This is a genomic window from Eubacterium sp. MSJ-13, assembly GCF_018918235.1.
Classification (GTDB): domain Bacteria; phylum Bacillota; class Clostridia; order Lachnospirales; family Lachnospiraceae; genus Butyribacter.
The window spans coordinates 1-23,134 of the sequence record NZ_JAHLQE010000060.1 but is presented as its reverse complement, the minus strand read 5'-3'; the positions used below and the strand labels follow the sequence as shown (position 1 = coordinate 23,134).

At 35.2% G+C, this 23,134-nt stretch carries 22 protein-coding genes and 1 tRNA gene; 18 read left to right on the top strand and 5 right to left on the bottom strand.

The genetic code is table 11. The annotated features are described in order from the left end of the window. Positions 1-397 precede the first annotated feature (397 nt). From KQI69_RS03775 to KQI69_RS10390, 3 genes are all read right to left on the bottom strand, one after another. Entirely contained in the window at positions 398-496 is a 99-nt protein-coding gene (locus KQI69_RS03775) for a manganese catalase family protein (protein ID WP_216563953.1), read from the bottom strand. Between the two features lie 61 nt (positions 497-557). Next, a complete protein-coding gene (locus tag KQI69_RS03770; RefSeq protein ID WP_216563952.1) occupies positions 558-803 on the bottom strand; it encodes a spore coat protein CotJB in 246 nt (81 codons plus the stop codon). Further along, positions 803-1,243 (bottom strand): spore coat associated protein CotJA, encoded by a 441-nt coding sequence (locus tag KQI69_RS10390; protein ID WP_253288987.1) that lies wholly within the window; start codon positions 1,241-1,243, stop codon positions 803-805. Before KQI69_RS10390 ends, KQI69_RS03770 begins: the two co-directional genes overlap by 1 nt. Positions 1,244-1,493: 250 nt before the next feature. Between KQI69_RS10390 and KQI69_RS03760 the strand changes: the two genes are divergently transcribed. Continuing rightward, positions 1,494-3,296: a DUF885 domain-containing protein gene (locus KQI69_RS03760; protein ID WP_216563951.1), complete on the top strand. Its 1,803-nt coding sequence runs from the start codon at positions 1,494-1,496 to the stop codon at positions 3,294-3,296. A 232-nt stretch (positions 3,297-3,528) separates the two neighbouring features. On the opposite strand, the gene clpX is transcribed toward KQI69_RS03760, so the two are convergent. Further along, positions 3,529-5,004 carry an ATP-dependent Clp protease ATP-binding subunit ClpX gene (clpX, locus tag KQI69_RS03755; protein WP_216563950.1) on the bottom strand — a complete coding sequence of 492 codons (1,476 nt, stop codon included), beginning with the start codon at positions 5,002-5,004 and terminating at the stop codon, positions 3,529-3,531. 58 nt (positions 5,005-5,062) lie between these two features. On the opposite strand from clpX, the gene KQI69_RS03750 reads away from it, so the two are divergent. The 8 genes from KQI69_RS03750 (at position 5,063) to KQI69_RS03715 (ending at position 14,285) form a co-directional block, all read left to right on the top strand. Next, positions 5,063-5,134: transfer RNA gene (locus KQI69_RS03750), tRNA-Arg, on the top strand. 346 nt (positions 5,135-5,480) lie between these two features. After that, positions 5,481-7,142, top strand: a complete 1,662-nt coding sequence (locus tag KQI69_RS03745; protein WP_216563949.1) for a D-alanyl-D-alanine carboxypeptidase family protein — start codon at positions 5,481-5,483, stop codon at positions 7,140-7,142. Between the two features lie 80 nt (positions 7,143-7,222). Then, positions 7,223-7,561, top strand: a complete 339-nt coding sequence (locus KQI69_RS03740; protein WP_216563948.1) for a hypothetical protein — start codon at positions 7,223-7,225, stop codon at positions 7,559-7,561. A gap of 21 nt (positions 7,562-7,582) precedes the next feature. Beyond that, positions 7,583-8,554 carry a MoxR family ATPase gene (locus KQI69_RS03735; RefSeq protein ID WP_216563947.1) on the top strand — a complete coding sequence of 324 codons (972 nt, stop codon included), beginning with the start codon at positions 7,583-7,585 and terminating at the stop codon, positions 8,552-8,554. Positions 8,555-8,561: 7 nt separating this feature from the next. Then, on the top strand, positions 8,562-9,551 hold the full coding sequence (locus tag KQI69_RS03730) for a DUF58 domain-containing protein (protein ID WP_216563946.1): 990 nt from the start codon (positions 8,562-8,564) through the stop codon (positions 9,549-9,551). Between the two features lie 4 nt (positions 9,552-9,555). Beyond that, positions 9,556-12,054: a transglutaminase-like domain-containing protein gene (locus tag KQI69_RS03725; protein ID WP_216563945.1), complete on the top strand. Its 2,499-nt coding sequence runs from the start codon at positions 9,556-9,558 to the stop codon at positions 12,052-12,054. A 60-nt stretch (positions 12,055-12,114) separates the two neighbouring features. After that, positions 12,115-12,813 carry an L-ribulose-5-phosphate 4-epimerase gene (locus KQI69_RS03720; protein ID WP_216563944.1) on the top strand — a complete coding sequence of 233 codons (699 nt, stop codon included), beginning with the start codon at positions 12,115-12,117 and terminating at the stop codon, positions 12,811-12,813. A 23-nt stretch (positions 12,814-12,836) separates the two neighbouring features. Then, on the top strand, positions 12,837-14,285 hold the full coding sequence (locus tag KQI69_RS03715; RefSeq protein WP_216563943.1) for a S8 family peptidase: 1,449 nt from the start codon (positions 12,837-12,839) through the stop codon (positions 14,283-14,285). A gap of 39 nt (positions 14,286-14,324) precedes the next feature. Here the strand turns inward: KQI69_RS03715 and KQI69_RS03710 are convergent, their stop codons facing one another. Then, positions 14,325-14,546 carry a DUF2508 family protein gene (locus KQI69_RS03710; RefSeq protein WP_216563942.1) on the bottom strand — a complete coding sequence of 74 codons (222 nt, stop codon included), beginning with the start codon at positions 14,544-14,546 and terminating at the stop codon, positions 14,325-14,327. A 459-nt stretch (positions 14,547-15,005) separates the two neighbouring features. Here KQI69_RS03710 and KQI69_RS03705 point away from each other — a divergent pair, with 459 nt between their 5' ends. Genes KQI69_RS03705 through KQI69_RS03665 form a run of 9 tightly spaced genes read left to right on the top strand, consistent with a single transcriptional unit; the run spans position 15,006 to position 23,081 of the window. Continuing rightward, a complete protein-coding gene (locus KQI69_RS03705) occupies positions 15,006-15,512 on the top strand; it encodes a prepilin peptidase (protein ID WP_216563941.1) in 507 nt (168 codons plus the stop codon). A gap of 11 nt (positions 15,513-15,523) precedes the next feature. Beyond that, positions 15,524-16,492, top strand: a complete 969-nt coding sequence (locus KQI69_RS03700; protein WP_216563940.1) for a hypothetical protein — start codon at positions 15,524-15,526, stop codon at positions 16,490-16,492. Beyond that, a complete protein-coding gene (locus KQI69_RS03695; protein WP_253288986.1) occupies positions 16,486-17,730 on the top strand; it encodes a CpaF family protein in 1,245 nt (414 codons plus the stop codon). Before KQI69_RS03700 ends, KQI69_RS03695 begins: the two co-directional genes overlap by 7 nt. Beyond that, positions 17,667-18,458, top strand: coding sequence for a type II secretion system F family protein (locus KQI69_RS03690; protein ID WP_216563939.1), 792 nt, complete (start codon positions 17,667-17,669; stop codon positions 18,456-18,458). The genes KQI69_RS03695 and KQI69_RS03690 overlap by 64 nt, the downstream gene beginning before the upstream one ends. Continuing rightward, positions 18,455-19,945: an immunoglobulin-like domain-containing protein gene (locus KQI69_RS03685; protein ID WP_216563938.1), complete on the top strand. Its 1,491-nt coding sequence runs from the start codon at positions 18,455-18,457 to the stop codon at positions 19,943-19,945. The genes KQI69_RS03690 and KQI69_RS03685 overlap by 4 nt, the downstream gene beginning before the upstream one ends. A gap of 19 nt (positions 19,946-19,964) precedes the next feature. After that, entirely contained in the window at positions 19,965-20,168 is a 204-nt protein-coding gene (locus KQI69_RS03680) for a Flp1 family type IVb pilin (RefSeq protein ID WP_216563937.1), read from the top strand. Continuing rightward, positions 20,158-21,909 carry a DUF5702 domain-containing protein gene (locus KQI69_RS03675; protein ID WP_216563936.1) on the top strand — a complete coding sequence of 584 codons (1,752 nt, stop codon included), beginning with the start codon at positions 20,158-20,160 and terminating at the stop codon, positions 21,907-21,909. The genes KQI69_RS03680 and KQI69_RS03675 overlap by 11 nt, the downstream gene beginning before the upstream one ends. Beyond that, a complete protein-coding gene (locus KQI69_RS03670) occupies positions 21,884-22,645 on the top strand; it encodes a TadE/TadG family type IV pilus assembly protein (protein WP_216563935.1) in 762 nt (253 codons plus the stop codon). The genes KQI69_RS03675 and KQI69_RS03670 overlap by 26 nt, the downstream gene beginning before the upstream one ends. Before the next feature lie 7 nt (positions 22,646-22,652). Next, positions 22,653-23,081 (top strand): prepilin peptidase, encoded by a 429-nt coding sequence (locus KQI69_RS03665; protein WP_216563934.1) that lies wholly within the window; start codon positions 22,653-22,655, stop codon positions 23,079-23,081. Positions 23,082-23,134: the final 53 nt, after the last annotated feature.

The following is a 23,134-nucleotide window of genomic DNA, read 5'->3' as shown; positions in this document are numbered from 1 at the left end:
AGTAATAACAATATATAGTCTAACGGCTTTCTAATAAACCACTTTTTCAGTGCTCTCCGGGTACGGAAGGGAGGTGTTTTCAATGAACTTTATTTTATCTTTTATAGTCGCTGTTGCGGCTGGTGTAACTTGTCACTACATCATCAAATGGTTAGACGGCGATAAATAAGTTGGTAACTAGCCTGCGGTTATAGTCCTTCCGTACAAAAATAGGAATAGAAAACCCCAAAAGTGTTGCAGACTTTTGGGGTTTTTGTTTTGTTCACAATGAACTTTATTTATCTTTGTCTGACGACATTATATCATATGCAAAAACAGATTTCAATATACATAAATATAATAAAATATGATATAATACGATAAAAGAAATACATTTCCTCATATCATCAGTTCTCGACTACAGACCGCCATATTGACTAATGATTACCATAGCAGCCTTCGGATCACACCTTGTTATATTAACAGGGTATTGCAATCGCTTTTCATAATTAAACATAAATTCCTCATTTCTGCGTCAAACGCAAAGATTATTGATTTAAAATTTATTTTATTATATTTTATTCCCAAGGCCATGGGTCTTTTACCCATTCCCAGTAGCACGAATCCTCGACATCATATTTAGAAAGAGGACCATATTTCTGAGTGTATTCTCTGACTGCATCTTTTCTTTCCTTTTTCAATTGATCGTAATAACAGAGAGCTTCTTTGTCGCATGGATGTGTATCAAGAAAGAGAACCGTATCATCCATTGCGAAACTTACCTGTGTGATATAGGCAAGGAGGTTGTGTTTTTCTCTATTCATTATCTTGCACCTCCTTTATCATTACAAAAGCCGTTTGGAATACAGCCGTAAAAAGGTAATGACAGCTCTTTGAAGATTGTTCCCTGCGAAAGTCCGTCACACAGAGCATTTATTTTTCTCCATTTTTGCCATGGAACATATCCTATCCCGATAGGAATGTTGTGCATATCAATGTGTGAGATAGCTTCCCTGCAGTTTTCAGAAGGTCTGTTTTGAGATGCATTACAATTGCAGTTGTTCTGGAGTGGGGTTGGATTTTGCATATTGCAATTGCTGCTGCGTGGTGGTGGCTGTCTGTTACAGCCGGAATTTTCATTTCGTGGCTCGATAACCGGATTACCGCAGCGGCAGTCCGGTTCAGAAGATTGATTTTGCTGCCGGCAGTTACAATTGCCGCAGTTCTGACAATTCATTTGTCGTCTGAAATTCATGTTATTCATAGGAAATTCCTTTCGTTAACAGAATCATATATTTTTAAAATTAGAATATACTTATATATCTAATCTTTATATTTATATGAAAAATCAGACGATTTGTTACAGGTTCACAGTGACCTTAATTAAAGCTAATTAAGAATGGAATGTAATAAAGTAAAGTTTCATCATTGTATTGATAAGAAAGAATATAATTTACAGGATTAAGTGTTTTGTCTGTTTTTAAAGTAGATATATAAAAAGGTGGTGGAAGATATTGAAGGATAAACTGACTAAATTTTTAATAGCGGTATTTTTTTGTTTGTTTGTAGTTGGTGCCATAAGAGGTGATTACTTTTCAGTTATCAGTGTTTTACAGCAAAATGTGAACTATGATAACTCAAGATCTGTTAAGAAGATGCAGGAGGATTTTGATGCATTTTTAAATCAGCTTTTTGTTGACGGGGTATCGCAGGACACACTCACACTGAATTATACATTAAAAAATAAAAAGATTTATGGTCTGGATAACCTTGAAGTAAGTTTTGGAAATGCAAATGAGGATGATCAGCACAGTATGTATTCGGTTTATGAGAATATAAAGGCAACCCTTAGAAGTTTTAATTATGATAAACTTACAAAAACTCAGCAGTTTATGTATGACCTTGAGGAGTACATGGTTGATCTGAATCTGGAATCGTCAGAATATCAGGGATATGATGAGTTTTTAAGTGAGACTTCGGGGGTTCAGGCTCAGCTTCCGGTACTTTTAGTCGAGTATAATTTTTATACAGTAAAAGATGTTGAGAATTATATCAAACTGTTAAATCTCGTACCTGACTATTTTAATGACATTATGGAATATGAAAAATTTAAGGTAAGGAAGGGGCTTTTTATGAGCGATGCCAGTGTAGAGCTTATAATAAAACAGTGCACTGCATTTATAAAAAATACCGATAATAATTATCTTATCACGACATTTGAAAACAGACTTACAGATTTGAAGGATTTAGATGCGGAAACAAAAAATAAATTTATTGCACAGAATAAAAGTGCGGTTATAAACAAAGTAATTCCGGCATACAGAAACCTTATTGACGGGTTAAATGCACTTAAAGGAACAGGAAAAAATAATGGAGGACTTTGTGGATTTGAGAATGGAAAGAAATATTATGAATACCTTGCAAAAGTAAAAACCGGTTCTGAAAGAAGTATAAATGAGATGGAGCTTCTGACAGATAAAAGGCTCAAAGAAGCACAGAAAAAAATATCTGAGATAATAGCCAAAGACTCAAAAGTCTATGATAATGCAATAAATGTCAAATATAAATATACCGAGCCGAAAGAAGTTATAGAGCATCTTAAAAAGGCAATGAAAGATGACTTCCCGACATTGCCTGATGATATAAACTATCAGGTAAAATATGTTGACAGTTCCCTTGAAGAAAGTTTAAGCCCGGCGTTTTATCTTACACCAGCAATAGACAATTATAATAATAATGTAGTATATCTGAACGGAAATAAAAAATATGATTTAAGCAAAGCTTTCACAACAATAGCACATGAAAGCTACCCAGGTCATCTGTATCAGAACTGTTATTTTTATTCAAAATCGCCGTTGCCATTCAGAAGCATAGTAAACATAGGAGGATATGTAGAAGGCTGGGGAACATATGCAGAATTATACAGTTATAAATACGCAGGCCTAGACGAAAAAACCGCAGAGATACTTCGTGAAAACACAGTAGCCACGCTTTGCATATATGCAAAAGCAGACATAGGAATAAACTATAACGGCTGGAATCTCACGAAACTTGCAAAATATCTTAAAACCTATGGATTTAATGTAGAACAGAGTAAAACAGTATATAACAGCATAGTATCAGAACCAGCAAACTACCTCAAATATACAATAGGCTATTTAGAAATCGAGCAGATGTACCAGAAAGCAGAAAGAAAACTCGGAAAGAAATTCACACCAAAAAAATTTCATGAATACATACTCACAATGGGAGAAGCACCATTCAAACTGTTAAATAAAGAATTAGATAAATGGATAAAAGAACAGAGTATAAAGTGATTTGAAAGTCAAGCGGATATTCGCAGTCCGCTCTGATGCTTGCTTATAACACTATTAGCTGCTATCGTAGCATCTCAGAAGGGGCTTGTACCCCTCCTGATACAAGAAGTCCACCACTTATTGCTCTACGCAATAGAAGTGGTGGACTTCCTTGATAGTGTTAAACAATACACAATTATTTATAAAACACATACACTGTCGGGCGTCATAATAAACCACTAATCCAAAAAAATTATGCCTCCGGCAGCTCTCTCTGTGTCAAAATCTTTGCCTCACCGCTCTCACGCATCTCAATAAGCGGTGAACCTTTATGGTTTATATAATCTTCAGTGATAGTAACTCTTCCTATCATATCATCCTTAGGAATCTCATACATTATATCAAGCATAAATTCTTCGATTATAGCACGAAGGGCTCTTGCTCCTGTGTTTTTCTCCAATGCTTTTTTAGCAATACAGTGAACTGCTTCATCATCAAATTTAAGATCGACTTCATCAAGTGCGAGCAGTTTTTTATACTGTTTTAAAATAGCGTTTTTTGGCTGTGTCAAAATCTGTACGAGCATATCCTCTGTCATCGCCTGAAGAGCAAAAACTATAGGAAGACGTCCAAGAAACTCAGGAATCATACCAAATTCCCTGAGATCTTCGGTAGTAACCTTGGAGAGAATATTTTCGTCTTTATCATATTTATCTTTAAGTTCAGCTTCAAAACCAATGGAAGACTGCTTTGTAAGTCTGTTTTTGATGACCTTCTCAAGTTCAGGGAAAGCACCTCCGCAGATAAACAGGATATTTCTTGTATTTACTGTTGTGAGAGGGACCATCGCATTTTTGCTTGTTGCACCAACCGGAACTTCAACATCGCTTCCTTCAAGGAGTTTGAGCATACCCTGCTGAACTGATTCACCGCTTACATCACGGCTGTTTGTATTTCTTTTTTTGGCAATCTTGTCAATCTCATCTATAAATATGATTCCGTGTTCAGCTTTTTCGACATCATTGTCGGCTGCTGCGAGAAGTTTTGAGAGGACACTTTCAACATCGTCACCGATATAGCCTGCTTCTGTAAGAGAAGTTGCATCAGTTATCGCAAGTGGAACCTGTAGTATCTTTGCAAGTGTTTTTACAAGATAAGTTTTACCACATCCGGTAGGACCTACCATAAGCATATTTGATTTCTCAATCTCAATTCCATCATCTTCTTCGATATCATCTGATAAAACTCTCTTATAATGGTTGTAAACTGCAACAGACATTACTTTTTTTGCAAATTCCTGTCCTACGACATACTCATCAAGTTTTGATTTGATAATATGTGGTGCAGGGAGATGTTTTATATCGAAAACTCCTGTCTGTATATTATCTGCCTTTTTTTTCTTCTCAGCAGGCTTCTTTTTCTTTATTTTCTGTGAATTTGGAACACCGTCACCATTCGGCATATTTGGCATACCGAAGCCAAACATATCCATGTAAGGCATATTTGGCATGTTTGGAAAAGTGCCGTTCAGATTCATATTGTTCATGGAATCAAAAGTTTTTTGCATACAGTCACTACAGATACAGATATTGTTTGGAATGTGTATCATTTTACCTGCTTTGCTTTCAGGTCTGCGGCATATGTAGCAGACTTCCTCATAATTGTCATTATTTTTGTTTGAATTATCGTTATTTGTAGTATTATTTATATTATCATTATTATCTGACATAAATTATATCTCCTTTTCTTGACTATTTGATGATAGTGTGTTAGAATATATCTTGTGTGCTCCCATAGTTAAATGGATATAACAGCCCCCTCCTAAGGGGCAGTTGTAGGTTCGATTCCTACTGGGAGTGCTTTTTGTTTATTTAAAGTCGTTTTTGACGACATGTATAATGATATATTATATCTGTTAAATATGCAATGCAACTTACTAAAAGATTAGTCTTTTTTTAGAAATTAAGATGATTTTAAGAATAAAAATATACTAAATTTTAATAAATAGTACAACGAAAATTAAATCTTTGATACATTGAGCATGAATACGATTTCGAGAGTGCATGTCAAAAAAAGCAGATGTAGCGGACTACATCGAGGCTTTTTGATATGTGCTATCGAAAGTGCAGCTTTGTTCAATGTATCAATTATTAATTATTCGTTGTGCTAGTAACTATAAGATCTACATAGGAAGCGGGAGGCTTTATGAAGACAAAGAGAATCTTATCATCGTTTATGGCAGTGGTTATTTTATGCTGTAGTCTGATAGCAGGTGTACCTGCACAGGCGAAGTCTGATGCATGGCCTAAAGGACCGTCAGCGAAGAGTCTTGTAAGTGGTTCAGCGGTTGTTGTAGAAGTATCTACAGGGACTGTTTTATATGGAAAGAATATGCATACAAAGCATTATCCGGCAAGTATCACTAAGGTTCTTACGGCATTGCTTGCGGCTGAAAACAGTTCTCCAAGTGATACTGTCAAGTTTTCAAAGGCTGCCGCATATGGTATAAGTGCTGGAGATTCGACGGTGTTTTCTGAGCCGGGTGAGAAGATGTCGATGGAGCAGTGTCTTTATGCGATTATGCTTGAATCGGCAAATGAAGTTTGTCTTGCAGCGGCAGAGCATGTTTCGGGAAGTGTAAAAAGTTTTGTAAACCTGATGAATAAACGTGTTAAAGAACTTGGTCTTAAAGATACACATTTTAACAATCCAAATGGTCTTCCTGATCCGAATCATTATACTACAGCTTATGATATGGCGATGATAGGAAGGGCAGCACTTAAAAATTCCGTATTCAGAAAAGTTTGCAACACACCTAAATATACATGTGCAAAGACAAACAAGCATAAGATGAAGAGAATATGGCTCAATCACCATGAAGCCATAAATCCTGATGAATATCCTCAGTACGGTTACAAGTATTGCATAGGTGGAAAGACAGGTTATACGCATGTTGCGGGAAATACGCTTATAACATTTGCGGAAAAGGACGGAATGCAGCTTGTCTGCGTTGTTATGAAGTCTACCAGCCAGAAAAATGGAGAGCCTAATCAGTACACAGATACGATAAAACTTCTTAATTACTGCTTTGGAAAATATAAAAAGCACAATGTAGGTGGGGCTGATTCAAAGATCAGTCAGGATTTATTTGACAATTATGGAAGTTTTTTCAACAGTTCAAATTCTCCTGTAAGATTTGAAGATGAATCGAGTGTGGTACTTCCAAATAATGTGAAACTTTCAAAGGCTAAACAGAAGATTGTCTATGATAAGAATGTAAAAATCAGGAATGGAAAAAATGTCATAGGAAAAGTTACTTATACCTATGCGGGGAAACTTGTAGGTTCAAGTAATATCATATATGACAGTACAAAGAAAACACATCTTGATGAGGCATCAAGGAAAGTTGTAAGTAAAGAGATAAAGGCCATTGAAAAGACAAATGCAAATCCATCAATATTTAGAAAGATATTCACTGGTATAAGAGACGGCATTTCAGGAGGAATTTATAATCTTATCAGATTTATTCTTGAAAATCCTGTTCTTTCAGTTGTCATATTTTTAGTAATAATCGTTATTGTGATATTTATAATTTCTGCTGTTACCGGCAAATCTGTTATCACATCGAGAAGTCAAAAAAGACATGGCGGATATAAGAGTAAGATGGGTAGGAAGAATCATGCCAGAAGAGTAAGACAGGATAGAAAAGACTCATCTAAAAAGAGCGTAAGAAGAAATCACAGTAAACATTATGCCAAACAGACAGCATCATCTAAAGAGAATGTTTCGGGAAGAAATAATGCTGGTTATTCAAGAAGACGCAAAAATACAAGAGAAAGTTTTGGTAAAAATTTCTTTGACTTTTAAATAACTGACCGGAGTGAAATGTCACTCCGGTCTTTGATTTTCATAATATAATAATATGAAAATTCGGAGATTATAAAAGTATGAATAAGTTGTGTATGGAGGCCGCCGTTTCGCAGGAATATCAGGACTATCTTGTCGAGTATTATGGTGATGAAAAGTATCTGACCGATAAATATGGCGAAGGGTGTTATCAGATAATATCTGAGAGATTCGCAATAGCGTATGTAAGGGGCGATGAAGTACGCAGTGATATAAATAACGGTGCATTTTTTATACCGGCGTGTTATGGACTTATGTCGTCAGAGCCGGTTTTAGCATCAGCCGGAATCACGAAAGTTAGAAATCAGCCTAATCTGTCTATGTACGGACAGGGGGTTATGGTTGGTTTTATAGATACGGGGGATGCTGTGCGAAAATAAAAGAAAGGTATAGGCAGGAGTATGAGAGAGAAGTATTTTTCAGATTGTATTAAGGTTTTGGAAGAGGTTGGAAAGGTTATAATAGGAAAAGACGATTGTATAAGAAGTGTTATGGCTGCTGTTTTGGCAGAGGGACATATTCTCATTGATGATGTTCCGGGGGTTGGAAAAACATCACTTGCAATGTCTTTTGCAAAGGCAATGAGTCTTAAGAGCAGGAGAACGCAGTTTACATCGGATGTTATGCCTGCTGATATTACGGGATTTAATATGTATGACAGACAGCAGCAGAAGTTTATTTACCAGCCCGGACCGATAATGTGTAATTTTTTTCTTGCAGATGAGATAAACAGGACATCTCCGAAAACACAGTCGGCACTTCTTGAGGTGATGGAGGAAAAGAGTGTGACTGTGGATGGCGTGACAAGGAATGTACCGGCTCCGTTTATAGTTATAGCAACTCAAAATCCAGAGGGAAGTATAGGAACACAGCTTTTGCCAGAATCGCAGCTTGACAGATTTATGATATGTATATCTATGGGATATCCGTCACTTGAGGATGAGATAAACATTGCTAAAAACTGTGAGAAAGATTATGAAAAGATGCGTATGTCTGAAGATGTAGAGGCTGTTATAGATGGGGAGGAACTTTTAAATATAAGAAAGTATGTGAAGGAAGTTTTTATAGCTGATGAGGTTTACGATTATATATGCAGGCTTATTCAGGCAACAAGAAAAAGTGATTATATACAGCTTGGAGTAAGTCCGAGAGGTACTATTGCACTTACAAAGTTATCAAAGGCATTTGCATTTCTTGATAACAGGGAATATGTGACGCCAAAAGATGTTAAGGATGCTTTTTGGAAGATAGCACCACATAGGCTTGTGATGTCAAGACGAGCCATAAGTGAAAGAATTTCATCTGAGATGGCTGTGGAAAAGATATGTAAAGGAGTAAAAGCACCGGGGATAAAAAGAGGCTTAAAGAAATGAGGGTAAAATGATAGGGAGGATTTTTACATTTATTTTAGGGGCAGCAGCCACTCTTTATATGTCAGTTTTATATAAGAGTAATGGACTATTATTTGTATTTTTTGCTGAACTTATGATGGGAAGTCTGCTGTTTATAATAAATATGTTAGTATTTTTTAATGTTAAAGTGGGAATCAGATCTGAACCCTTTATTAACGAAAATGGGGAGATAAGATTTGAACTCGTTATTAGAAATAAGTGTATTCTGCCAAGTGGAAAGATACAGCTTACGGTAAACTGTCTTGATCCTTATAAAATGAAATATAAAAAGGTTGTTATCGAACAGTGGTGTTCAGGCAGAAACATAGAAGAACATTCATACAGTTTTAAGGACGATACCGGAGGAATATTATCAGGTAAATATATCGTTTCTATTAAAAAGATAAGTATATATGATTATCTTGGATTTTTTAAATTTACAAAAAAATTGAAGAAGGATGCCACATGCACTGTGCCGGTGGTAGAAGAAGATATTGAATCTGCCGGAAGTATGTGTGATGAATCTGAAAATATTGTGAGTGTAAAAAGCATTGATATGGGGGAGTTTAGTCATGTGCGTGAGTATAGGGACGGTGATAAGCTGCGTAATATACATTGGAAACTTTCATCCAAAAGTGATGAGACATATGTAAAAGAATTTTCAGATGGATATGATAATTATCTTTGTTATTATATTGAAACGAAGACATTGAACAGGAAAGAAATTTCCGAGGAATTTAAGCGGTGGAGTGTTGCAGGAAAGCAGGCGGTTGAGGCTGGAGATAATATTGTGTTTGTCTGGTATGACTTAGAGCAGGGATATGTAAGAAAGGCCTATGTTTCAAATGAGGAAGAACTTTATCAGGCATTATGTGAGATAAATGTTTATGACTGTAGAAAATTTGCATCATCCGGGGCTTTGGATAAAGATTTTATTGTTGACATTGATATGTTGATGGAAATGGAGAAAAAAGGTTAGATTTATGGAATTATATGGTGTCGGACGAAAAAAAAGACAGGTTATGCCTTTTGCCGGAATTTTTATGATGGCTATGGCAGCCGGAAGTTATTTAGGTTTTTGCAATGCATTTGCCTATCCGGATGATTATAGGGAAATATATCTTGCAATAATCATCTTTTCAGTGCTCTTTACACTTACTGGCATATGCCATGGAATATTAAAAAATATACTTTATGCAGGGTATACATTGGCTTTTGGCATTTATGCGGTATTAAAAGCAGATTGCCTTCAAGAAGACATTAATGTGCTTTATTCATATATAATGGTAAAAAAGCAGCAGTATATTTCGGGTGAGATTTTAAATATTTCAGATATTTTAGGGAGTACACAGTTTGAAAACAGTGGGAAGATGGCAATTATCATCATAATGGGAATCTTTTTATTGATGATGTCTGTGTGCATTTTCAGTCTGAAGAGCAGGGTGTGGAGTTATTTTCCGGCGGCTGCAGTTGTTTCGATTGGGATGCTGTATGGAAAGACACCGTCAGTAAAAAGCTGTGTGCTGCTTATAGTGGGAGCTGTCGGGATAGCATTTTCTATTACAAATAGAAAGATGGAAAAGAGAAACAAAGTTATAGGATATATTATAGTGTTTGCTGTTATGGGATTTTGTGTGACAGTGGCGTTTTTTGCTGAGCGGATGACAGGGGAAGAAGTGCTTTCAAACAATTCTTATGTTTTGATGAAACAATATCAATATGAGGAAAAAGCAAAAAATATAGTGTTAAATATAGTTGAGGAAATTCAGAATGTAGGTTCATCAGGAAGAATGTCAAATATTTCTCCGGTTTATACAGGTAAAGATATATTCAGCGTGACGCTTGATAAAAGACCTAAATCTAATATATATTTTAAAGAGTTTAGTGCTGACACATATCAAAACAACAGATGGACAAGTAATGCTGACGATTCGGAGTTTTACTCTTATCGTATCAAAAGTATATTTTCATATGGGTATAGGTCGGCAAGGAGTATGTCAAATGAAAAAGATGATTTTACTCTTATGAACATGCAGATTAAATACGACAACAAGGCAGGTAATGGTGGACAAAAGCTGTCACTGCCTTATTTCAGTAATCTGTTTGAAATAAATACAAAAGCATCGTCCGATGCGGAAAATAGCAGGACCTTAGATAATGCTATAAAGTTAAATGATTCAGAGAGAAGCATAACAAGAAAAGCCGACAGGTATTATATAAAATATTATGATGTATCTTCTATGGGATATAATGCACTTTTAAACAGTGATGAAAGTATTATAAAAGATATTAGTTATGCACAGTATGTTGAAGATAATTATCTTATTGTTCCTGATGATAAGAGATTAAAGAAGTTTGCAGATGGGATAAGTTTTAATGATGATATGGGAACTCAGTGTGATCTTATAAAAGAGGCATTGCAGTATGATACGGAATATACTACAAGTCCAGGTGTACTTCCTTTTGGAAAGGATTATCTTGATTATTTTCTTTTTGAAAATAAAAAAGGTTATTGTGAGCATTTTGCAACAGCATCGACACTTCTTTTAAGATTAAAGGATATTCCTGCAAGGTATGTGTCAGGATACATGATATCGCCGGAACAGTTTAAAATGGTAACTAAAAAGGACAAAAACGGAAAAGTTATAAAGAGGTATTATGCAGCACAGGTACATGACAATGATGCACATGCATGGTCTGAGGTATATAAGGAGGGAATTGGCTGGATTCCTGTTGATATGACAAAGGCATCATCTGAGTCAAAGGGGAATGATGATGTAGAAGATACACCTGAACCTACAGAAGATTATGATTTAAATAAGGATAAAAACAAAAATAATGCAGATATTGAAGAGGCGAGTTCTGAACCAGAAAAAAATGATACAGTGAAGAACAAAAAGGATAAGAATAAAAAAAATCAGAAGTCCCATAATAATGCAATGAAAAAAGATAATGCTAAGGATAAAAGGTCTGCTGTGAAAAAAGATAAGGATGAGACAGGGAAGGACAAAAAAGGCCGGACATCAGAAAAGGTAACAATAAAAATACCTGTTTATGTAAAAGTGATATTGTTTGTGCTTTTAGTTATTGCGGTACTTATAGGGTATATGGTCTGGGGAAGAAGAAAGCTGTTTTATCTTTTATATAAAAGGGAAATTAAAAAAGCCGCTGATAATTCAGAAATGCTTTTTGTATCAAGAAGATATCTTGCAAAGTATATGGGAGCGTATGGAAGAAGACTTGAAAAACTTTCCGATGAGGAATATATTGAAACATTATCGCAGTTATGTGATATTGGAAGATTGGGAGATATACTTCAAAAGGCTGCTTTTTCGGCAGATGACATATCGGAGAGCGAACTGTTATGCTGTATTGAGATAATGAACAAAATTGCATTAAAGATTAAGTCTGAAAAGTCTTTACATTGTCTTGGTTTTGAGTTAAACTTGTTACAGAACTTTATTATAGAAAAAGCTAAATAAATTTAGTTTTTTCTATAACACTTATTATTAAATACTTTCATTGAGAAGGAGGAAAAAAACATGTTAGAGGAATTAAAGAAAAGAGTTTATGAGGCAAATATGCTTTTACCAAAGTACGGTCTTGTAACATTTACATGGGGAAATGTAAGTGAGATTGACAGGGAGAGCGGAATTTTCGCAATCAAGCCAAGTGGTGTTGATTATGATAAACTTACGCCTGATGATATGGTGCTTGTTGACCTTAACGGAAACAAGGTGGAGGGAAAATACAATCCTTCATCAGATACTGCTACACATGTAGAGCTTTACAAAGCATTTAAAGATATCGGAGGAGTTGTACATACTCATTCGTCATATGCTACAAGCTGGGCACAGGCCGGAAGATCTATCCCATGTTACGGAACAACACATGCTGACTATATTTATGGTGAAGTTCCATGTGTACGCTGTCTTACAAAAGACGAGATCGAGGATGCATATGAGCAGAATACAGGAAAACTTATCGTAAGCGAGTTCAATGCGAGAAATCTTGATCCTGTAGCAGTCCCTGCTGTTCTTTGCAAGAACCATGGACCATTTGCATGGGGCAAGGACGCTCATGAGGCAGTTCACAATGCAGTAGTTCTTGAGGAAGTTGGAAAGATGGCATATCGTGCTGAGACTATAAACCCAAGAATCCAGCCTGCTCCACAGGAACTTCAGGATAAGCATTACTATCGTAAACATGGTGCTAACGCATATTACGGTCAGGGAAAATAACTAAAAGTTGAAGCGAACGGATTTTGATTCGCACACCAGCGGGGATAGACTACGGTCACCCCGCTTTTTTAGATGCAGACGGAACAAGCAGGATATATTCGATCTGGGATCAGACGATACCGGTTGAGAATATGAAGAGTGGTAAAGTTCCGGAAGGTTTTTTGTTTGGGGCAGAGTATTTAAGAAGTGATATTGATGAGGCTTTGATGTCTGATGATCCGAAGAACATAGTTCCGAGTGTGGACACAAACGGGCATGGTACATTTCTTGCAGGTGTTGCCTGTGGCAATAAGATTGATGAGAGAAATTTTTCAGGGGTTGCTCCGCTTGCGGATATATGTGTTGTAAAGTGTCGTGAGGCAAAGAGAAATCTCAGACGGTATTTCCGCATAAGTGATGACAGGGTAGTTTACGGTGAGCAGGATATAATGCTTGGTATAAAATATCTCTGGAATACGGCAGTAAAGGCTGGAAAGCCGCTTATCATATGTTTTGGGATAGGGACAAATCTTGGCGGACATGAGAGAGGGGGCTGTCTTGGTGAGTATCTTGAAAGTATAGGCAATTATAGCGGGGTTTGTGCGGTAACTGCATGTGGAAATGAAGCTAATGCTGGCCACCACTATAGGAGCAGGCTTTTGCGGTCAGGTCAGGATGTGGAAGTTGAGTTAAGGACGGGAAACGATGAGGGATTTACCATAGAACTTTGGGGAGATGCACCAAATCTTTATGCGATAGGAATTATTTCACCGAGTGGTGAATATAGTGGAAAGACGATTGCAAAATTGGGTGAACAGCGCAGGATAAACTTTGTGCTTGAGAGAACTACGATAGATATTGATTATCTTATAACAGCGTATGAAAGTGGAGATGAATGTGTAAGACTGAGATTCAGTTCGGTTGAGGAAGGAATATGGAAGATTAGGGTTTTTAATGATAACAGAGGTGACGGATATTTTGACATGTGGCTTCCTATAAAAAACTTTATTTCAGAAAACACATATTTTCTCGAAAGTGATCCCGATGTTACGATATGTAATCCTGCAAACAATATCGCTCTTTTGTCAAATGCTTATTATAATTCATATACAACAAGTGCAGTAGCCGAATCAAGCCGTGGGTATACAAGATCAGGATATGTTAAACCGGATATATGCAGTCCGGGGATTGATATTTTTGGACCAATGGCAGGTATAATATCGGAAAGGGCAGTAAAAAATGATGTATCATTGGCAAGATACGGATATATGAGTGGCTCAAGTGCTGCTATGGCGGTAACAGCCGGTGCAGCAGCACTTTTGATGGAGTGGGGGATAATAAGAAGAAATGATATAACGATGGATACAGTGTCGATTCAGAAATATCTTATCAGGGGAGCTGAGAGTACAGGTGTTGAAGTTCCAAACAGAATATGCGGTTATGGTGGTATTGACCTGTATGGAGTATTTCAGGCTATGCGTGGGAGAATGTGATATAAGTATATTTTATTTTTGGTCTGGCATAATACTTGTTTAAGTTTTGCCTGTGTTTGAATTTTTGATATCGCGAAGTAGTACTTTGTATCTCAGATTTGCGGCATTTATTTCATAGATAAAAAGATCTATGAGGTCGGGATCATCCACATTTTCAAGTCCTTTGTAAGCATTTTCAAAACTTTTTTGTGTTTCCTTTAGTGCATTTTTTAGGAACTCTTCTCTTTTGGGAGGGGTTCTTTTTTTGCCTGAAAAAATCATAAAAATCTCCTTTCATATTAAAAGATAAAATTTATTACAATAGATATTCAAATTTAAAGTATATATTTTGCATTACTCAGACTTAGATTATTTATATATAAGTATAGACATGTGTTGGAAAAAATATGCAATTTAATAAAAAAGTTAAAAAAATTTTTTTGTTATATTCTTTATTTAATGGATAAATAAAAAATAATTGCTCTGAAAAAGAGAAAATGCTTTATTTGTTACGGATAGCAGTGATATAAAATAAAAAAATGCAAAAAAATTTCACGAAATTTTATGCATAGGAAATAATGTATGGTTATTAAAAAGTCACAAAGAAAATAGTTGACCGGTAGTGAGTTTGTTATAAATATATTTATAGATTATTATTAAAAATAGCCAAAAAAGGCTGATGTTGACAACTGGAGAACATGATGTTAAAGTGGCACCACGCAAAAGGGGGAGGTGAGAAACATGAGGGAAATATTTATATGCAGTATGCTTTTAATGGCTGGAATAGATGACTTAAGGAGAAATAAAATAAGCAATAGCATAATATTTCCGGCGATGCTTGCAGCACTTATATACAGGGGATATATTGGAGGGCTTACATATGTGTTTCGTGGATTGAGCGAAATGTCCATAATTTGTTTTTTATTTTTGCCTGTCTTTAAATTACGTGGAATAGGAGCCGGCGATATTAAACTGTTTTGTATGATTACAGGTTTTTATGACATTGTTTTCGGATTAAAAACGGTGGTCTTAACTATCATGTTTGCTGGTGTAATTGCGTTGTATCGTGTTTTAAAAAATCCTGGTTTGCTTGGCAGATTTTTGGAATTAAAAAATTATCTGCTTTATGGCGCAGGCGGTGGAGAAAAATATTTTAATGTGGATGTATCAGAGAAAATAGTGATTATTCATATGGCACCGTTTGCGGCAATATCTTATTTTCTAATATTGTTAGTTTATAAAATGTAAGGAGGAAAAGAGTGGAGAAAGTTGTTATTGGGTTGTATGAAAAGACATCATATGCTGAAAGATTTGCTGAATATTTTTGTCACAATAAAAATAATTGTATAGATTTCAGGATATTTACTATCCGTGAGAAAATTTCAGAGTTTACTAAAAAGACAAGGATAGATGTGCTTCTTACAGACAGGCAGTATGCAGATGATGTTAATAGTGAAAGTAATGTAGGCAAGATAATTATTTTATCCGAGGGAAATTATGTAATGGAGAATGAGAAATATCCGGTTATATTTAAATATCAGTCAGTGGAAGAGATTATAAAAGAGGTTCTTGCTGATATAGCTGAAGATGACAATATAGATGTGAATAACACCTCCGTTATAAAAAATGCTGCTGAACTTATAGGTGTTTATTCTGCGAGTGGTGGTAATATTCCGTTGGATTATGGCGTTGGGCTTGCGGTGAAAACAGGAAAGATAAAAAAGACGCTTCTTGTGTGTCTTGAACAGTTAAATGGACTTGATGGAGCAGCGTGGCCGGAAAATGAAACAAAAAGAAAAATTAGTTCCTCATATGAGGAAGTATCATATGTCAGGGGAATGTCGGAGGTTATTTATTATCTGAATAAAAGTGGAAATAAGCTGGCATTAAAACTCCAATCTATTGTTTGTAGGAGGAGCGGAATTGATTGTATTTATCCGGTTGAGGATTATCGGGATCTGGGATTTTTTGACAAGGATATGATAAATGAATTTATCAATGTGGTGTCGAAACAGATGGAGTATGAGGTGGTTATTTTTATAATAGGATATCTGAGTGAGGCTTTTATGGAACTGATGCAAAGGTGTGACAAGCTTTATTTCAAGGCAGCACAGGATGGAATCGAGCGTGAAAGACAGAATGCATTTGAGAATATGCTAAAACGTGATGGATTGTCGGGAAAGCTTGATAATGTTGTGTTCTTTGGAACAGAAACAAATCTATGTTAAAACAGAAAACTATGAAAGAAATAAGTGAGATAAAGGATGAAATCTACCGTGAATTTGTTGATAAAACAGTTGTTGGTACAGAGTATAGCGATGCTGAACTTTATGAAGCTATCGAAGAAAAAGTCTTTGAAAAAAGTCGGGCTACTTATATAGCACAGCCCCAAAAGGTATCTATTGTAAAAAGTATATACAATTCAATGCGTGGAATGGATGTGCTTCAGGAACTTATAGATGATCCTGATATTACTGAGATTATGGTGAACGGACCTGACTGTATCTTTGTTGAAAAAAAAGGCAGTCTTATGAGGTATCCTGAAAAGTTTATTGATGTACATAAACTTGAGGATGTTATACAGCAGATTGTCTCTAAGGTAAACAGAGTAGTAAATGAAACAAGTCCAATTGTTGATTTCAGGCTTATGGATGGCTCAAGAGTAAATGTTGTTCTGCCACCGGTAAGTATTGACGGACCTGCTGTTACAATAAGAAAATTTCCTGAAAAGCCTATGACAATGGAAAAGCTTATAGGAATAGGCTCATTATCAGTTGAGGCGGCAAAGTTTTTAGAAAAGCTTGTAAAAGCAGGGTATAACATTTTTATAAGTGGCGGTACGGGGAGTGGAAAGACAACATTTTTAAATGCTTTGTCAAATTATATTCCTGAAGATGAGAGGATAATTACAATCGAGGATGCGGCTGAGCTTCAGATAAAAAACATCCCAAACATTGTACGTCTTGAAGTAAGGAATGCAAATGTTGAGGGAAAGAATGCGGTAACGATAAGGGATCTGCTAAAATCAGCTTTGCGTATGAGACCTACGAGAATTATATTAGGCGAAGTCAGGGATGCGGCAGCGTGCGAGATGTTAAGCGTTATGAATACAGGACATGATGGTAGTTTTTGTACGGGACATGCAAATAGTTCTACAGATATGCTTTCGAGATTGGAGACTCTTGTTTTGTCAGGAATGGATATACCAGTGCCTGCTATAAGAAGTCAGATAGCAGCAGCTATTGATATAGTTATTCATCTTGGAAGACTCCGTGATAAAACAAGAAAAGTTCTTGAGATTGCTGAGGTTGTCGGGATGGATGGAGACAAAATAAAACTTGAAACTTTATTTGAGTTTATTGAGGAAGGTGAGGATAGTAATGGAAAGGTGATGGGGCAGTTATGCAGAACTCAAAAGGAGCTTGTTCACACAGAGAAACTTCAAAGAGCAGGCATAGAGTGTTGATGTATGGTGTTTTAAAAGATAATAAGTCGATAAAATACTTTTTTTGTGGATTTGGAAAGATGTTTTTCATATCATTGTTATTTTATAAGTCGTTCATAATATGCTTTTTAATATCAGCAGTTTATGGAAAATTAAATATAAGTAAAGAGATAAAAAAGCAGAGCGAACTATGGAAATGGAAATTAAATCTTGAGTTCAGAGAGTTGATGCTTAGTATGTCAGCGGCACTTTCGGCGGGATATTCAATTGAAAATTCGATAAGGGAAGCAAAAAAGGATATAGAGATGTTGTATGGTGACAGGTCAGTTATACTGCCTGAAACAGAAAAGATGATTATTGCGATTGAAAATAGCAGGCCTATAGAAAAAGCTGTGTCTGATTTTGCAGCAAATTGTCAAATTGAGGATATAAGCTGTTTTGCAGATATATTTGAAATTGCAAAAAGAACAGGTGGAAATATGGTTGAGATAGTAAAGTCAACTGCTGAAAAAATAGGTGGGAAAATAGAAGTTAAGAGAGAAATAAAGACTATGATAGCTGCAAAAAAGATGGAGAGCAGAATAATGAACATAGTTCCGCTTTTGATAATCATATATTTTTGGATTACATCACCGGGATTTCTTGACTGTCTTTACACAAGGGGTGGACATGTTTTTATGACTGGGTTGTTTGTGATATACATGTTTGGCTGCATGTTAAGTGAAAAGATATCAGATATAAAAATATGAGCAGTAAGGAGATGGTAAAAGAAGTGTTTGATATTGTATTATTTGCAGTTTGTGTATGTATGTTGTTTATTTATATAGCTTTTTTGCTATATGAATGGATAAACAACAGAAAGAGAAAGGATGTTAAGTTCAGTTCAGAATATACTTACAACTTTGTTATGCCAGCGGCAGATAAAATATATTGTATTTTAAAAAGCAGATTTCATTTTGAACTAAAGGAAGAAACAGCAGAACGGTATAGGAAATTGTATGTTGGAAAAAGTGATGAGGAGATAACAAATAACTATTTTATAAAACATATTTCATTGTTCTTATATACATATCTTGTATTTCAGATTATTTTTTTGATAACAGTTGTGTCGTGTCAGCGTAATCAGGATATTATTTCGGGATATTATATTGAAAAGAATGATATAGGAGGGGAACAAAAGCAGATAGATGTACAAGCAGATATAGGTGGATTAAAAAAAGATACAGAAATAGTAATACCTGAAAGAAAATACAATGAAAAAGAAATTGTTATTCAGGCTGAAAAAGTAAAAAAACATATTTATGATAAATATCTTGGAACAAATAAATCGGCTGACAATATTAAGAAAGATCTTTGTCTGATAAAAAAGATGAAAGGCAGTATGTTTAATATTTCATGGCTTTCAAGTAATGAAAGTGTTGTTACAACTGATGGAAAGGTTAATAGCAGAAAAATTACTACACCTGAAGATGTGGAAATTACTGCTGTACTAAAATATGAACAATATAAAGAAAAAATTAAGTTTAACGTTACTGTTATGCCGGTGAAAAAGACAAGAGAAGAAAGTGTATGGGAGCAGTGGGAAAAAGCGTTTGAAAAGTCTGTAGATGAGACTAAAAGTTTTAAATACCTAAGGCTTCCGGACAAAGTAAATAAATTGTCTGTAACATACAGCGTTGATAAGTACAACAGATTGTGGCAGATAGCAGGTATTATGGCATTGATGTTTATTATCGTGCCGTTCGCATCCGAGAGTATATCAAAAAGCAGACTGACAGAGAGGGACAAACAGCTAAAACTTGCATATCCTGAAATGATAGAAAAATTCATATTGCTTATAAATGCTGGTCTACCTGTGAAGAGTGCATGGATTCGTATAGCGGAGACGCAATGTGATAAAGAGATTGAGAGTGGATATCTTATGGAAGAAATGCTTTTAACCAGACATCAGATGGAAAATGGACTTAGTGAGGAAAAAGCATATGAAATGTTTGGCAGGAGAATAGGGCTTCTTCCTTATATGAAATTTTGTACACTTCTTGTTCAGAATCTGAAAAAAGGCACTGCAGATCTGATAAAAATCCTTGAATATGAATCTGCTGATGTGTTTAGTGAAAGAAAAGAAAATGCTAAGATACTTGGCGAGGAGGCAAGTACAAGACTTCTTATGCCAATGATGATAATGATGGTTATTATTTTTGCGATTATATTGTATGCGGCGTTTGCCGGTATGTAAAGAATATTGGAGGAGAATTATGGTAAATAAAAAAGATATAAAAGATTTAATATGTGAGGAAGATGGAATAGGAGTAGTTGAGATCATACTTATTCTTGTTGTGCTTATAATGCTTATAGTTATATTTAGAAAGCAGATAACATCAATTGTGAGCAGTGCATTTTCAAATATAAATGAGGATTCCGGAACAATAAATGAGGATATTGAACTTAGTGACGATTAGAGGGATAAAAGGCAGTATAACTGTATTTATGACATTTATGTTTATCATTATATTCGGGCTTGTTCTTGCATTGTTTGAGAACACCCGGATAATATCATCAACAGGCTATGTAAAGAATGCGTCAGTTTCGGCAGAGAAAGCATTATTTGGAGATTATAACAGAGAGCTGTTCCGGGAATATAGTTTGTTTGGTTATGGTGGATATAATGGAATATCAACAACTGATATTATTGATGATTTTAAGGATATATTGATAAACAATCTGTCTGTAAAACCAGAAGATTCAAAATTATCTTATACGGACATTTATAAGATAAGTAAACTTGATGTTGAAGGAAAATGTTTTGAGGGATTATCTGATGGTGACAATTTGTACAGGCAGATAAGGGAATATCTTGTGAGTGAGGCGGTAGAGTCTTCGACAGACCGGCTTAAAAATAAATATTCTAAGAACAATATTTCTGATAAAAGTGCTCTAAGTGAAAAACTTGATGCCGGTGACAGTTACGAAACAGGAAAATATAAAGAAAAATATAAAACGGTTGAGAGCAATAAAGATGCATATGTAGATGAGTCAGAAGATAACGACAAAAAGATTGGTACAGTTAAAAACGAAAATATAATTGAAGAAAATAATGATTCGGATGTGAAAAATGAAGATGTGGGAAATCCTTTGGAAATATTTAAGGAACTTGTCGAAGACGGATATCTCTCGCTTGTTTGTGATTCAAAGCAGCTTTCAGAGGTAAAGATAGAAAAAGCTCTATCAGCAGAAGAAGAAACTAATGGTGGTATGACAAGCAAAGAGAAAAAAATTGAAAACGAAGATATAAAAAATAAAGATAGCAGATATGACAATAAGAATGTAACTAGTACAGACTATGGAGTATCACATGAATATGAGAGCGCAGGGAGTTTTTTGAAAAACATATTTTTAAACGCCGATATTGACAAAGAAGATACAGATAAAATATCTGACAAAAAAATAGCAGAAAAAGACAAACTTGAGAGTATCGTTTATGCAAATAGGGTGTTTTCATCATATGTAAACAATGGAAAAAAGGCTGTTGATTATGGAATGGAGTATCTAGTTTGTGGAAATGAGAAAGAGAAGGATAATCTGGCAGGTGTCGTAAGCAGGCTTATCGCAGCAAGAATGGTAACGAATTTTGCTATGATATCTGGAGACAAAATGATAAGTTCAAAAGCTCTTGCGACAGCAACAGCAATAGCTGGAGTTACCGGAATTGAACCGGTTATAAAGGGAGTTCAGTATGTGATATTAGCAATACTTGCATTTGAGGAGTCGTGTATTGATACGGCGGCGCTTCTTGATGGCAGACAAATTCCTGTTGTAAAAAAGATATCTGATTTAAAAATCAGATATGAAGAGATATGTCTGGCTTCAGGTAAGTTTTTCAGTGAAAAAGCAAAGCAGTATGAAAAAAGTGATGGAAAAATAGCATCGACATATATCGATTATAATGAGTATTTATTTTGCTTTGCAACATTTGTTTCAGCAGAAAAAATTAAAAAGAGAATATTTGATATTATTGAGTTTGATCTTAGAAAAAGGTTTAATGAGAGTTTTAGAGTTTATGATTGTATTGTATCTGCGGATTTTGAGATTAAATATGAGATGAGGCTTATATTTCCTTATTTGTGGAATTTATATGGAAGAGATTTAAAGTACAGAAGGTTTGAAAGGAGGGTGAGTGCAGAATACAGATATGGGAGTTAGGTTAAGACATTGTATATACAGGGATAGTAAGGATAGGAATGAAAAAACAGATTTATTGGAATTGAGAGCATCTGTTACAGTAGAGGCATCATTATGTATACCAGTGTTTTTTGTTATATTATTTTCGATTTTTTATGAGTTTAATATATTATCAGGAGTAAACAAAAACCATATCAGACTTGCAGATGCAGCGTCAGATTATGCAGTATATGGAATGAAATCAGATACATTGATTTCAGCTTTGGAAGGTGGGCACATTATAATGTGGTCAGAAAGTAATGGGTATAAAATATGCTTTATGAAATATAAAACAAAAATTCCGTTTGTGACAGGTGCACTTACAAGGCAGAGGTTTTACCAAAGAATGGTTGTTAGTGGGTATGAAGGAAAAAGTATGTGTTCCGAGGCAAAAAAGTCAGATGATAAGGTTTACATAACGGAAAAGGGGAGAGTTTATCATGTCTATCCTGACTGCACATATCTGAATCCAAGCGTTCAGAGGATTTTGGCAAAGGAAATTGATAAAAAGAGAAATTCATCAGGTGCAAAGTACAGACAATGTGAGTTTTGCTTTAAATCAAATAACGATATGAAAACTTATGTTTACATAACTAATTATGGTGACAGATATCATCTTATAAAGAAATGCCACGGAATAAAAAGAAATATAAGAAAAGTCAGATTGTCAGAGATAGGCGGAATGTCTGAATGTAATAAATGCAGGGAGAGGGGATGAGATACATATGATATCACAGGCAGTAATGTGTTTATGTATTGGTATTTGTACAATTACTGATATTTTAAAGAGAATTGTTTATATAAGAGGATTACTGATATTTTCAGCAGCTCTTACAGTCGCTGGTTTTATTGAAAAAAGTTTAACTATTGAAAATTTTATGGCGGGAATATGCATCGGTGTGGGATTTATGATATCTTCCGTTATCAGTAGTGGTGCAATAGGAATGGGAGACGCGTGGCTTTACACTATTATAATATGTTTTATGGGCTTTCATAAAGGGATTTTTATTATGTTTATGTCTGTATTATTTGCTTTTTTTGCTGCGTTATATCTAGTGATTATTAAGAGAAAAAAGAAAAAATATGAGATGCCGCTTGTGCCATTTATGTTTATGGCATATATATGCTGTATGGTGTTATGGTATGGGAGATAGTGTGAAAAATAAAATTTTTCACACACAAGATTTGTGTCTGTGCACACTTGACA

Excerpts from the sequence above, each read along its gene's own strand:
- KQI69_RS03685 (WP_216563938.1), top strand. The coding sequence starts at position 18,455 with ATGAGCAGTAAGGAGATGGTAAAAGAAGTGTTTGATATTGTATTATTT.
- KQI69_RS03705 (WP_216563941.1), top strand. The coding sequence starts at position 15,006 with ATGAGGGAAATATTTATATGCAGTATGCTTTTAATGGCTGGAATAGAT.
- KQI69_RS03710 (WP_216563942.1), bottom strand. The coding sequence starts at position 14,546 with ATGATTTTTTCAGGCAAAAAAAGAACCCCTCCCAAAAGAGAAGAGTTC.
- KQI69_RS03740 (WP_216563948.1), top strand. The coding sequence starts at position 7,223 with ATGAATAAGTTGTGTATGGAGGCCGCCGTTTCGCAGGAATATCAGGAC.
- KQI69_RS03770 (WP_216563952.1), bottom strand. The coding sequence starts at position 803 with ATGAATAGAGAAAAACACAACCTCCTTGCCTATATCACACAGGTAAGT.
- KQI69_RS03745 (WP_216563949.1), top strand. The coding sequence starts at position 5,481 with ATGAAGACAAAGAGAATCTTATCATCGTTTATGGCAGTGGTTATTTTA.
- KQI69_RS03690 (WP_216563939.1), top strand. The coding sequence starts at position 17,667 with ATGCAGAACTCAAAAGGAGCTTGTTCACACAGAGAAACTTCAAAGAGC.
- KQI69_RS03725 (WP_216563945.1), top strand. The coding sequence starts at position 9,556 with ATGGAATTATATGGTGTCGGACGAAAAAAAAGACAGGTTATGCCTTTT.
- KQI69_RS03730 (WP_216563946.1), top strand. The coding sequence starts at position 8,562 with ATGATAGGGAGGATTTTTACATTTATTTTAGGGGCAGCAGCCACTCTT.
- KQI69_RS03735 (WP_216563947.1), top strand. The coding sequence starts at position 7,583 with ATGAGAGAGAAGTATTTTTCAGATTGTATTAAGGTTTTGGAAGAGGTT.
- KQI69_RS03720 (WP_216563944.1), top strand. The coding sequence starts at position 12,115 with ATGTTAGAGGAATTAAAGAAAAGAGTTTATGAGGCAAATATGCTTTTA.
- KQI69_RS03665 (WP_216563934.1), top strand. The coding sequence starts at position 22,653 with ATGATATCACAGGCAGTAATGTGTTTATGTATTGGTATTTGTACAATT.
- KQI69_RS03680 (WP_216563937.1), top strand. The coding sequence starts at position 19,965 with ATGGTAAATAAAAAAGATATAAAAGATTTAATATGTGAGGAAGATGGA.
- clpX (WP_216563950.1), bottom strand. The coding sequence starts at position 5,004 with ATGTCAGATAATAATGATAATATAAATAATACTACAAATAACGATAAT.
- KQI69_RS03695 (WP_253288986.1), top strand. The coding sequence starts at position 16,486 with ATGTTAAAACAGAAAACTATGAAAGAAATAAGTGAGATAAAGGATGAA.
- KQI69_RS10390 (WP_253288987.1), bottom strand. The coding sequence starts at position 1,243 with ATGAATAACATGAATTTCAGACGACAAATGAATTGTCAGAACTGCGGC.
- KQI69_RS03775 (WP_216563953.1), bottom strand. The coding sequence starts at position 496 with ATGTTTAATTATGAAAAGCGATTGCAATACCCTGTTAATATAACAAGG.